The organism is Phenylobacterium hankyongense (genome assembly GCF_003254505.1).
In the GTDB taxonomy this organism is placed as follows: domain Bacteria; phylum Pseudomonadota; class Alphaproteobacteria; order Caulobacterales; family Caulobacteraceae; genus Phenylobacterium; species Phenylobacterium hankyongense.
This window is the reverse complement of sequence record NZ_QFYP01000001.1, coordinates 1982600-1993926: the sequence shown is the minus strand read 5'-3', so window position 1 is coordinate 1993926 and position 11327 is coordinate 1982600. Positions and strand designations below refer to the sequence as shown.

The 11327-nt window shown below is 72.0% G+C and carries 11 protein-coding genes; 3 read left to right on the top strand and 8 right to left on the bottom strand.

Features of this window, described 5'->3' with window-relative positions:
• The first annotated feature begins 57 nt into the window (after positions 1 to 57).
• Complete coding sequence (locus DJ021_RS09675) at positions 58 to 1917, top strand: ATP-binding protein (RefSeq protein ID WP_133254979.1); 1860 nt, start codon at positions 58 to 60, stop codon at positions 1915 to 1917.
• Here DJ021_RS09675 and DJ021_RS09670 read toward each other — a convergent pair.
• Positions 1914 to 3095, bottom strand: a complete 1182-nt coding sequence (locus tag DJ021_RS09670; RefSeq protein ID WP_111457346.1) for an amidohydrolase family protein — start codon at positions 3093 to 3095, stop codon at positions 1914 to 1916. The genes DJ021_RS09675 and DJ021_RS09670 overlap by 4 nt on opposite strands.
• Positions 3096 to 3110: 15 nt before the next feature.
• On the opposite strand from DJ021_RS09670, the gene DJ021_RS09665 reads away from it, so the two are divergent.
• Positions 3111 to 3710, top strand: coding sequence for a DNA-3-methyladenine glycosylase (locus DJ021_RS09665; RefSeq protein WP_111457345.1), 600 nt, complete (start codon positions 3111 to 3113; stop codon positions 3708 to 3710).
• Positions 3711 to 3712: 2 nt separating this feature from the next.
• Here DJ021_RS09665 and DJ021_RS09660 read toward each other — a convergent pair whose 3' ends face one another.
• Positions 3713 to 4195: a peroxiredoxin gene (locus DJ021_RS09660; RefSeq protein WP_111457344.1), complete on the bottom strand. Its 483-nt coding sequence runs from the start codon at positions 4193 to 4195 to the stop codon at positions 3713 to 3715.
• Between the two features lie 114 nt (positions 4196 to 4309).
• Between DJ021_RS09660 and DJ021_RS09655 the strand changes: the two genes are divergently transcribed.
• Entirely contained in the window at positions 4310 to 4873 is a 564-nt protein-coding gene (locus DJ021_RS09655; protein ID WP_111457343.1) for a YqgE/AlgH family protein, read from the top strand.
• Positions 4874 to 4883: 10 nt separating this feature from the next.
• On the opposite strand, the gene DJ021_RS09650 is transcribed toward DJ021_RS09655, so the two are convergent.
• From DJ021_RS09650 to DJ021_RS09625, 6 genes are all read right to left on the bottom strand, one after another.
• Positions 4884 to 6542, bottom strand: coding sequence for a putative bifunctional diguanylate cyclase/phosphodiesterase (locus tag DJ021_RS09650; protein ID WP_111457342.1), 1659 nt, complete (start codon positions 6540 to 6542; stop codon positions 4884 to 4886).
• Between the two features lie 42 nt (positions 6543 to 6584).
• Positions 6585 to 7196, bottom strand: coding sequence for a GNAT family N-acetyltransferase (locus DJ021_RS09645; protein ID WP_111457341.1), 612 nt, complete (start codon positions 7194 to 7196; stop codon positions 6585 to 6587).
• A 351-nt stretch (positions 7197 to 7547) separates the two neighbouring features.
• A complete protein-coding gene (locus DJ021_RS09640) occupies positions 7548 to 8843 on the bottom strand; it encodes a M16 family metallopeptidase (protein ID WP_111457340.1) in 1296 nt (431 codons plus the stop codon).
• Positions 8818 to 10209 carry a threonine synthase gene (gene thrC, locus DJ021_RS09635; RefSeq protein WP_111457339.1) on the bottom strand — a complete coding sequence of 464 codons (1392 nt, stop codon included), beginning with the start codon at positions 10207 to 10209 and terminating at the stop codon, positions 8818 to 8820. Before thrC ends, DJ021_RS09640 begins: the two co-directional genes overlap by 26 nt.
• A complete protein-coding gene (locus DJ021_RS09630; RefSeq protein WP_111457338.1) occupies positions 10209 to 10976 on the bottom strand; it encodes an SURF1 family protein in 768 nt (255 codons plus the stop codon). The genes thrC and DJ021_RS09630 overlap by 1 nt, the downstream gene beginning before the upstream one ends.
• Positions 10969 to 11325: a DUF983 domain-containing protein gene (locus DJ021_RS09625; protein ID WP_111457337.1), complete on the bottom strand. Its 357-nt coding sequence runs from the start codon at positions 11323 to 11325 to the stop codon at positions 10969 to 10971. Before DJ021_RS09625 ends, DJ021_RS09630 begins: the two co-directional genes overlap by 8 nt.
• Between the last annotated feature and the right edge of the window lie 2 nt (positions 11326 to 11327).

Here is an 11327-nt window from a genome sequence, read left to right as displayed (position 1 = left end):
TGTTTTGCTAAGCTTTACCATTGGCTCCTTAGGCTCCCCGCCGAAGCGAGAGGGCCGATGGCAGTACGCGAGACCACAGACCCGGCGCCCGACGCCGGGCCCGTCATTGGCTTGGGATCAAATCCGTACCAGCTGATCCTGGCCGGGTTCGTCCTGCCGCTGCGCGTGCACTACGCCTTCAACGCGCTGGCCGCCGCCTGCGCCCTGCTCCTCGGCCACCCGCTGGTCGCCGCCTGGGGATTCGCCACGGTCAGCGGCGGCGACACCGTCTATCAGCTGGTGATCCGCCGCTGGCTCGCCGCCAGCGCCGGGGCCGATGAGGCCGCGGGCCTGCGCCATCTCGCCGTCGCCTGCTCGCTGCGCGTCGGCCTCTACATCGCGCCCGCCGTCGCCATGGCGCTGTCGGGCGGGGCGCCCGAGCTGAGCTACATGGCCGTCGTGGCGGTCTCGATGATCGCCGTGGCGCCGGCCGCCGGGTCGCTGTCGCGGCTGATCTTCTGGGCGCTGGCGGCGCCGGTGGTCGTCGCCTGCGGTCTCACCGCCACCCTGACCGAGCCAAGGTCCGCCGCCGCCATCCTCGCCGCCCTCGTCGGCCTGATCGTGGTGCTGGAGCTGGTCTCCCGCGGGACGACGCGGGCGGTGGGCGCCTGGCAGGCGGCGTTCAGCACGAACCTGGCGATGATCCCCGAGCTCGAGGCCGCCCGCGACCACGCCATGGCCGAGCAGGCCGCCGCCGACGCCGCGCGCGAAGAGGCCCGCCGCGCCAACCAGGCCAAGTCGAACTTCCTCGCCACCATGAGCCACGAGATCCGCACGCCGATGAACGGTGTGCTGGGCATGGCCCAGCTGCTCCGCCGCGACGAGACCCATCCGGTCCAGGCGGAGCGGATCGCGACGCTGCTGGAGAGCGGCGAATACCTGCTGTCGATCCTCGACGACATCCTCGACGTCTCCAAGATCGACGCCGGCCGGCTGGAGATCGTCCGCGGGGTCGAGGACCTGCGGCTGTTCCTCGACCGCCTGGTCGGCTTCTGGGGCGGCCGCGCCAGCGAGAAGGGGGTGAGCCTCGGCCTGGAGGTCGACGACAGCGTGCCCGACTTCGTGCTGATGGACGCCCTTCGCCTGCGCCAGGTGCTGTTCAACCTGGTGGGCAACGCCCTGAAGTTCACCGAGCACGGCTCCGTCGAGGTGCTGGCGCAGGCCCGTCCGCGCGAGGCCGGCGGCGTCTGGGTCCGGCTGTCCGTGCGCGACACCGGGCCGGGCATCGCCGCGCAACACCTGCCGTGCCTGTTCGAGCGGTTCTCGCAGGGCGACGACTTCGCGGTGCGCAAGTTCGGCGGCACCGGCCTGGGCCTGGCCATCGCCAAGCAGCTCACCGAACTGATGGGCGGCCGGATCTGGGTGGAGAGCGAGCTCGGCGGCGGCGCCACCTTCCACATCGAGATCCCCCTGGACCTGGCGATGGCCGGCGCCCCGGCCCCCGCGCCGACCGGCGCGGAGCAGCCGATGGGCCCGCCCCTGCGGCTGCTCGCGGTGGACGACAACAAGATCAACCTGCTGGTCCTCGACCAGCTGCTCTCCGCCTTCGGCCACGTGGTCGCCACGGCCGGCAGCGGCGCCGAGGCGCTGGAGATCCTCGCCGCCCAGCCGTTCGACCTGGTGCTGATGGACATCCAGATGCCGGACATGTCGGGCACGGAGGCGCTCGGCCGGCTGCGCGCCGGCGGCGGGCCCAACGCCGCCGCGCCGGTGATCGCGCTCACCGCCGACGTCACCTCCGGCGGGCGCCAGCGCTACCTGGACCTCGGCTTCACCGAGCACAGCACCAAGCCGATCAAGGTCCACGACCTGGTCGACGCCATCGCCCGCGCCATGGTCGCCGAGCGCCCGGAGGCGCAGGCTGCCCGCTCGGCCTAAGCCGCCGCCAGTTCCGGCAGGTCGTGCAAGGCCGGATCGAGGCCGCGGCCCATCAGGTCGATGAAGTTGTCGCGGTAGAACCGCCGGCGCACCGGCTCGGAGACCCCTTGCAGGGCGTCGTTGAACCGCTTCAGCGGATTGCGGCCGCCCTCGATGTGCGGGAAGTCGGAGGAGAACAGGCACATCTCCTCGCCGGAATTCTCGATGATCCAGCGGGTGTCCTCATGCGGATAGGGCGTCACCCGCAGCTGCCGGCGCAGGATCTCGCTGGGCCGCGCGGAGAGCTTCTGCAACCGCTCCTCGCGCCCGAACGCGGCGACGCCGGAATCCAGGAACCGCATCAGGCTCGGCAGCCATGAGGCGCCCAGTTCGATGGCCCCGAACTTCAGCCGCGGGAAGCGGTCGAACACCCCGTCGATCACCAGGGCCGACAGCGTCTGCCAGAGGCTGAGCGGGATCGCCATGAAGGTCAGCGAGGTGAAGTTCTCGTCGCCGCCGTGGAAGTCCTTCACGAACGGCAGGCCGTTCTCGATGTAGTCGTGGTGCATCTTCTCCTCGCCGCCGACGTGGAACAGGATCGGCAGGCCGGCCTCCTCGGCCACCGCCCACAGCGGGTCGAGCTCCACGTGGCTGGGCGAGAAGCCCGGCGGATGGCGCGAGGGGATGATCAGCGCCTTGGCGCCCAGCGCGATAGCTTCCCGCGCGATCTGCGGCGCCCGGCTGCGGTCGATCAGCGGCACGTAGCCGGTGGCCAGCAGCCGCCGGTCCACCGCGCAGAACTCGGTCATCATCCGGTTGTGGGCGCGGGCGGCTTCGATGGCGAGCTCGACCTCCCCCATCTGCTCCAGGCCGAAGTTGCTCAGCGCGGCGGTGGTGAACACCAACTGGCTGGCGAAGCCCAGGTGGTCGAGGGTCTTCGGCCGGTCGTCGGCGCGGAAGGCGCCCAGCGCCTCGTAGTTCTTGCGCAGCAGGATGTTGGCCTCGGCCCCGGCGCGGAACTCGGGGTCCTCCTGCTGGGCGGCGGCCTTGGCGAACCACTCCGGCAGCACGTCCTTGCGCCCGGTCTTCTCCACGAAGGCGGCGCGGAACCCCGGCTCCAGGTAGCGGTTGATCGTGCCGGGCAGCTCCATGACGTGGCTATCGGCGTCATGGACGGTTTGGCCCTCGACGTAGGGCATGCCAAATCCTCCCTGATGGTCTCTTCTTATGCCTCCAGTTCGCGCCCTGAGGCGGCGGCGCGTCAAGCCGCCCTGTTCCAGCGCCACCCGGCGAAGGTGGGCCGCGCGCTGATCGGCTGGACGCTCACGGTCGACGGCGTCGGCGGGCGGATCGTCGAGACCGAGGCCTATCACCACGAGGACCCCGCCTCGCACAGCTTCTCCGGCGCCACGCCGCGCAATGCGGTGATGTTCGGTCCGCCGGGCCGGGCCTACGTCTACCGGTCCTACGGCATCCACTGGTGCCTGAACGTCGTCTGCGGGCCCGACCCCGGCAGCGCCGTGCTGATCCGCGCGCTGGAGCCCACCGACGGCCTGGAGACCATGCGCGAGCGCCGCGGCGTGGCCGAACCGCGCAACCTCTGCTCCGGCCCCGGCAAGCTCTGCCAGGCCCTGGCCATCACCCGCGCGCACGACGGCCTGCCGCTGGATGCGCCGCCGTTCGAGCTGGTCCCGGGCGACGCCGCGGGGATCGTGGCCGGGCCGCGGATCGGCATCAGCCGCGCCGTCGACCTGCCCTGGCGGTTCGGCGAGGCCGGCTCACGGTTCCTGAGCCGGCCCTTTCCGAGGGGCTGACCTTAGAGCTGGGCCAGCAGGTAGTCGGCCGCGGAGACGCGGAATTCGCCGCCTTCTTCCACGTTCAGTTCCTTCACCACGCCGTCGTCGACGATCATGGAATAGCGCTGCGAGCGCGTGCCCATGCCGAACTTCGAGGCGTCGAATTCCAGGCCGAGCGCCTTGGTGAACTCCGCGCCGCCGTCGGCCAGCATGACGATGTCCTCGCCCACCGCCTGGTCCTCGGCCCAGGCGCGCATCACGAAGGCGTCGTTGACCGAGATGCAGGCGATGGCGTCGACGCCCTTGGCCTTGATGTCGGCGCCCAGCTGCTTGAAGCCCGGCAGGTGCTTGGCCGAGCAGGTCGGGGTGAAGGCGCCCGGCACCGCGAACAGCGCCACCTTCTTGCCCTTGAAGATGTCGTCGGTGGTGACCGGCTTCGGCCCTTCGGCCGTGGCCTGGGTGAGCTTGGCGCTCGGCAGGCTGTCGCCAACTTTGATGGTCATGGGCGTCCCTCTCCTATTGTTCAGCCTCGCAGATAGCGACAACTGCGCGGGCTTCAACCGCGCAAATGCGAACGGACCTTGAAAGCGCCGCGTTCCGGCTCAAATCTGGGGGCGATGGAAGGCGGCTTCTTTTCCGGCCAGTTACTGATCGCCATGCCCGGCATCGCTGACCCGCGCTTCGAGCGGGCGTTGATCCTGGTCTGTGCGCACGACCCGCGCCACGCCATGGGCCTGGCGGTGAACCGGCCGGTCGAAGGCCTCACCGTGCCGGACCTCCTGGAGCGGCTGGACATCAAGTCGGAGATCAAGGCCCCGCCGGACCTGGTGCTGATGGGCGGGCCGGTGGAGCGCGAGCGCGGCTTCGTGCTGCACACCGACGACTACCAGGCCCAGCACTCCATCGGAGTCTCCGGCGGCCTGACCCTGACCGCCACCCGCGACGTGCTGGAGGCCATGGCCCAGGCGGACGGCCATCCGCGCCGCTCGCTGCTGGCGCTCGGCTACGCCGGATGGGGCGCGGGCCAGCTGGAGAACGAGATCAAGGACAACGTCTGGCTGACCTGCGAGCCCGACGAGGCGCTGGTCTTCGGCCCCGACCACGAACACAAGTGGTCGCGCGCGCTGAGCAAGCTGGGCGTCGATCCGGAGCGGCTGAGCTTCGCGGCGGGCCGCGCCTAGCCGCTAGCCGCTAGCCGCGCGCCTTCACCGGCGCGGCGCCGTCCACATAGCTTTCGTTGAGATAGACCTCGGCCTCCTGCGGCGACAGCGCCGGCGCATAGCCGAAGCCCTGGCCGTAGTCGCAGCCCAGCGCCAGCAGCTGGCGCGCCATGCCGGCGTTCTCCACGCCCTCGGCCACCACCTCCAGCGCCAGGTCCTGACCCAGCTTGACCACCGAGGAGACGATCTTCGCCGAGCCCTCGTTGGTGGACATGGTGCGCACGAAGTAGCGGTCGATCTTCAGCGTGTCGAACGGCAGGCGGGTCAGGTAGGACAGCGACGAGAAGCCGGTGCCGAAGTCGTCCAGCGCCAGGGCCGCGCCGGCCGCACGCAGGTTGTGCAGGATGACCGCGGCGCGCTCGGGGTCGCGCATGACGTCGCCCTCGGTCACTTCCAGCTTCAGGGCGCCGGGCGGCAGGTCGGCCTCGCGGCGGATGGCGACCAGGTCGCTGAGCAGGCCGGGGCGGTCGATCTCGCCGGTTGACAGGTTGACCGCGACGCTGAGCTCGCCGGCCGCCCGGTGCCGGGCGCGCCAGACCGACAGCTGCCGGGCCGCCTCGCGCATCATCATCGCGCCCAGGTCGCTCATCAGCCCCATCTCGTCGCAGAGCGGCAGGAACTGCTCGGGCATGAGCAGGCCGCGGCGCGGGTGGCGCCAGCGGACCAGGGCCTCGAAGCCCGAGAGGGCGCCGGTCGTGAGCCGTACGATCGGCTGGTAGTAGGGCGCGAGCTCGCCGCGCTCCATGGCGCCCTTGAGGTCTCCCTCCAGCGCCAGCCGCGACAGGCCGTCGCTTTCCAGGCCCCGGCCATAGGCGGCGGCGACGCCGCGGCCGCTGCTGCGGGCCGATTCCACCGCCAGTTCGGCGCGGCGCAACAGCTCCGCGGCCTCCGGCGCCTCGCCCCCGCCCTGGGCCTCCACAGCGCCGATCGACAGCGTCGGATGGATGTCGAAGCCGGCGACCCGCAACGGCCGCTCCAGCGCCCGGCGCAGCGCCTCCGGGCCCGGCGAGACGTCGATGGGGCAGAGGGTGGCGAACTCGTCCTCGCCGATGCGCGCGGTCAGCGCGTCGGGCGGGAAGGCCGCGGCCAGGCGCGAGCCCAGCGCCGCCAGCACCAGGTCGGCGCGCTCGTGGCCCAGCGCCTCGTTCAGCCGCCGCAGCCGGTCGAGGTCGGCGACGATCAACTGGTGGACGCCGGGCGCCTGCAGCCGCTCACGGGCCTGGGCGATGAAGCTCTTGCGGTCGAGGAGGCCGGTGAGCGCGTCCTGGTCGGAGGCGGCGAACCGGGTCTCGGGCGCGGCGACGCCGGCCGCGCGGCGGCCCTCCTCCAGCCAGACCCCGCGCCAGATGCAGACCCCGGCCCCGCGCATGCGCAGGCGCACGGCGATCTCCCCGCCGGGCGCCTGGATCCTGAGTATCTCGTCGGCCGAGGCGCGGTCCTGCGGCAGGGTCAGCGCGCGCAGGGCGGCGGAGGAGCAGTCGGGGGCCAACGGACCGAGGCCGAGCGCCCGGGTGGCGCCGGTCAGCCGCAGGCGGTCGTTGTCCGGCTCCCAGACCCACAGCGCGACGTCGGCGGCGCCCAGCGCTTCGAGCGTGGCCGTGGCGTCCCACATCCAGCGGTCGTTCGGCATATGCTGAAAACGCCTGGCGCTAACGAATGCAATGCGTCGCGGTCAGACCGAAACGCCCTCGTCCGGACCCTCGTGGCCGCTGAGCGGGGTCATGAGTCCGAACAGCACATGGTCTCGCCAAACGCCGTTAATTTTCAGATAAGACCTGGCATACCCTTCCTCGGTGAACCCCGCCCGGACGAGCAGCCGGCGCGACGGCCCGTTGTCCGGAATGCAGGCGGCCTCCAGCCGGTGCAGGGCCAGCGTGCGGAAGGCGAATTCGGTGAGCGCGCGGACCGCCGCCAGGGTGTGGCCCTGGCGCGTGAACGGCCGGCCGCACCAGTAGCCCACCGACCCCATCTGGGCGACGCCCCGGCGGACGTTGGACAGGGTGATGCCGCCGGTCAGCGCCTCGTCGGAGCTGCGGATCACGAAGAACGGATAGGCCGCGCCGGCCTCGCGGTCGCGGGCGTAGGCCAGCAGCCGGCGACGGAAGGCGGCGCGCGACAGGTCGTCGGCCGGCCAGGTGGGCTCCCACGGCTGCAGGAAGTTGCGGCTGGCGGCGCGCAGCTCGCGCCATTCGGCGTAGTCGGCGGCCCGCGGCGGCCGCAGATGCACGCCCTGGCCCTCGACCCGCAGGCCGCTTTCCGGCGCGATCCAGTCCAGTAAGGCCATGGGGGTGAGCCTCGCCGATTTGCGCACGAGGTCAATAGCAGCACACAAGGACCCTTCTCCCCCTGTGGGAGAAGGTGTCGGCCGAAGGCCGACGGATGAGGGGTCGCGCTCCCCTGTCCGCTGCGCGCCGCAGGCGCGGTCCTATTTGGTCCACGAACCACACGAACCACACGAACGGACTCGCCGCCCGCACGGCCTCGCCCCACGAAGCGCGTTGGTGTGGTTCGTGTGGTTCGTGGACATTCAAACCGGCGCTGTCGCGCCACCGCGGCGGAAAGACCGGCGAGACCCCTCATCCGACCCGCTCAGGCGGGCCACCTTCTCCCACAAGGGGAGAAGGACGCGATGAGGCTAGCCGAACAGCGCCCGCTCGAAGGCCGGGGCGGCTTTCAGGGACGGCTTGGGGCCGAGCACGGCGACGGCGGCGCGCCGGGTGTCGAGGATGCGCTCGGTGAGACGCACGAGATCGGCGGCGGACACGATGTCGACGTCCGCGGCCACCTCCTGCGGATCGAGCGTGCGGCCGAACAGCAGCACCTGGCCGGCGGCCTGCTCGGCCCGGGCCAGCGCCGACTCGCGGCCCATGAACATCGAGCCCTTCAGCTGCGCCTTGGCGCGGGCCAGTTCGGCGTCGTCCACCGGCTTGGTCATGCCGGCGATCTCGCCGGCCGCCACCTGGGCGAGCTGCTCGGCGTCGACGGCCGCGCAGCCGGCGAACACCCCCAGCACGCCGGCGTCGGCGTAGGTCTCGGAATAGGCGTCGATGGCGTAGGCCAGGCCGCGCTTCTCGCGGGCTTCCTGGAACAGCCGCGAGGCCATGCCGCCGCCGAGGATCTCGGCCAGCAGGCGCAGGGCGAAATAGTCCGGGTCGCGGACCCCGACGGCCGGCAGCAGCAGCACCAGGTTGGCCTGCTCCAGCCGCTTGGCGGTGGGCCGCTCGCCGCCCACGAAGACCGCCGCGTCGGCGGTGGTCAGCGCCGGGCCCGGCGCGGCGTGGCCGTAGTCGCGTTCCGCCAGCCGCAGCACCTCGTCCTCGTCCACGGCGCCGGCGGCGCTGACCACCAGCGCCTGCGGGTCGTAGAGGGCGGCGCGCCAGGCGTTGAGGGTGTCGGGGTCGGCGCGGCCGATGGTCTCCGGCGTCCCCAGGATCGGCCGGCCGAGCGGCTGGCCGTCGTAGGCCGCGCCCTGGGCCAGCTCGAACACCAGGTCGTCCGGGGCGTCGGCGGCCTCGGCGATCTCCTGGGCGACCACCTGCTTCTCGCGGGCCAGGTCGTCGGCGTCCATGTGCGGCCGCTGCACCAGGTCGGCGAGCACCGCCGAGCCGAGGTCCAGTCCATCCTTCAGCGCGCGGACCTGGAAGCTGGTGCGCTCATAGCCGGTGGCGGCGTTGATGTTGCCGCCCTCGGCCTCGATGACCTCGACGATCTCGCGGGCGGAGCGGCCGCCGGCGCCCTTGAACACCATGTGCTCGAGCAGGTGCGACCAGCCGGACCGCGCCTCGTCCTCGAAGCGCGCGCCGTGGCCGGCGACCACCGACAGCGCCACCGTCTGCAGGCCGGGCATCGGATCGCAGACCACCCGCACGCCGTTGGCGAGGGTGTGCACGCGAGGCGGAGCGGCCTCAGGCCTCGGCGAAAGCGCGGACATAGGCCTTGATGGTTTCCGGCTCGGCCGGCAGGCGGTCGAAACGCTCGGCCAGCGCGGCGAGATTGGCCGCGCCGCGCGGCAGCTCCGGCGTCACGCCCGAGGCCCGGGCCACGTCCTCGGGGAACTTGGCGGCGTGGGCGGTGGACAGGACCACCACCGGCCCCTCCAGGTCGCCGACCCGGCGCAGGGCGGCCACGGCCACAGCGGTGTGCGGGTCGATCAGCTCGCCGGTCTCGTTGAGGGTGGCGACGATGGCCCGCAGGGTCTCGTCCTCGCCGATCCCCACGCCGCGGAACAGCGCCCGCATGGCGGCGAAGGCCTGCGGCGGGATGTCGATGACGCCCACTTCGGCGAAGGCGGCGAAGGCGCGGGCGGTCTCGACCGGATCGCGGTGCACGGCCTCGAAATAGAGCCGCTCGAAATTCGAGGCCGACTGGATGTCCATGGCCGGCGAGATGGTCGGGGTGACCGAGCCGCGGGCATAGCGGCCGTCCTCGAAGGCGTGAGCCAGGATGTCGTTGGAGTTGGTGGCGACCACGATCCGCGCGATCGGCAGGCCCATGCGGCTGGCGACGTAGCCGGCGAAGGCGTCGCCGAAATTGCCCGACGGCACGCAGAAGCTCACCGTCCGCTCCGGCGCGCCCAGCGCCACGGCGCTGGTGAAGTAGTAGACCGCCTGGGCCGCGATGCGGGCGAAGTTGATCGAGTTGACGCCGGAGAGGTCCACCGCCTGGCGCAGGCTCTGGTCCTGGAAGGCCTGCTTCACGATCGCCTGGCAGTCGTCGAAGGTGCCCTGCACGGCGACGCACGCGACGTTGGGATCGGCGGCGGTGGTCATGAACCGCCGCTGCACCTCGCTGATCCGCCCCTCCGGGAAGAGCGCGACCACCTTGACGTTCTTGCGGCCGCGGAAGGCCTCGACCGCCGCGCCGCCGGTGTCGCCGGAGGTGGCGCACAGGATGGTCTGGGTGCGCTTCTGGGCGGCCAGCACGTGGTCGTAGAGCCGCGCCAGGATCTGCATGGCCACGTCCTTGAAGGCGAGGCTCGGACCGTGGAAGAGCTCGGCCAGGAAGGCGTCCGGCGCGATCTGCACCAGCGGCACGACGGCTGGATGGTTGAAGGTGGCGTAGGCCTCCTCGCACATCTCCAGCAGCACCGCGGGCGCGATCTCGTCGCCGGCGAAGGCGCCGATCACCGCGGCGGCGACCTCGTGGTACGGCCGGCCGGCGAAGCCTGCGATCTGGGCGCGGGAAAACTGCGGCCAGGCCTCGGGCACGTAGAGGCCGCCGTCGGGGGCCAGGCCCGCCAGCACCGCATCCACAAAGCCCACAGAGGGCGCCTGCCCACGGGTCGAGACGTAGCGCATCAGACCTTCCGCCTTCTCAGGAGGACGGCGACATAGACGCCGACCAGGGCGGCGGCAAGGCCGAACCAGGTCAGGGCGTATTCCAGATGCCGGTTGGGGATCTCCGCCGGCAGGGGCGCGGGCTGCAGCGCCTTGAGGTCCGGGTTCGACGAGGTCTCCGCATAGAGGAAGATCGGCGCCGGCTGCGGGGCCTTCAGGGCGCGGGCCATGGCGGCGATATCGCGGGAGAACCAGCGGTTGGCCTCGGGCCGGTTCGCGGGTGTGACGAAGGTGGCGCGGTCCGGCTCGCGCAGCACGCCCACCAGCTCGACGGGCGCGCGGGCGGCGGGGTCGACCGGCGGGCGGGCCGAGACGGTGTCGATCATGAAGCCGCGGTCCACCAGGATGGTGCGGTAGGCGGCGCCGGCCACCTCGCAGGCGGAGACCAGCCTGGACCCTGCTTGGCCGTCCTTCAGCCCGTACATCTCCAGGTAGGGCGCGCTCGCCAGGCCCGGGCAGGTCAGGCGGACGCGGGTGAACTCCACGTCGCGGCCCTTGGCCAGGGCGTCGAGCACGGGCCCGAGCGGCTGGGCGGTCGCCGACTGCAGGGCGGCGATGTGCGCCAGCAGGCCTTCCTTCCACTTCAGGCGCTGGAGCTGCCAGGCGCCGAGCGCGATCAGGATGGCCAGCGCGATGGCGGTGGCGACGGTCATGCCGACCGGGAAGCCGCGCGGCCCCTCCGGCGCACGCTCGCGGGGCGGGAGCTGAGGCTCCCAGGCGTCAGTCATTGCGGGCTTCTGAGGCCTTGTTCATGAACTGCGCCGCCAGCATCGCGCCCTTGAAGGGCCGCAGCAGGCCCAGGCAGACGACGAGCGTCAGCGGCAGCCAGATCGCCAGGGTGACCCAGACCGGCGGATGCAGGGTGAACTCGGTGAACAGGGCGCCGAACGCCACCAGGAAGCCGCCGATCAGGATCACGAACACCGCCGGCCCGTCGCCGGAGTCGGCCTTGGCCAGGTCGAAGCCGCAGGCCTCGCAGCGGGGGGACACCCTGAGGAAACCCTCGAACAGGTGGCCCTCCCCGCAGTTGGGACAGCGCCCGCGCAACCCCGACAGGAGCGGGCTGGGCGCCGCCATCG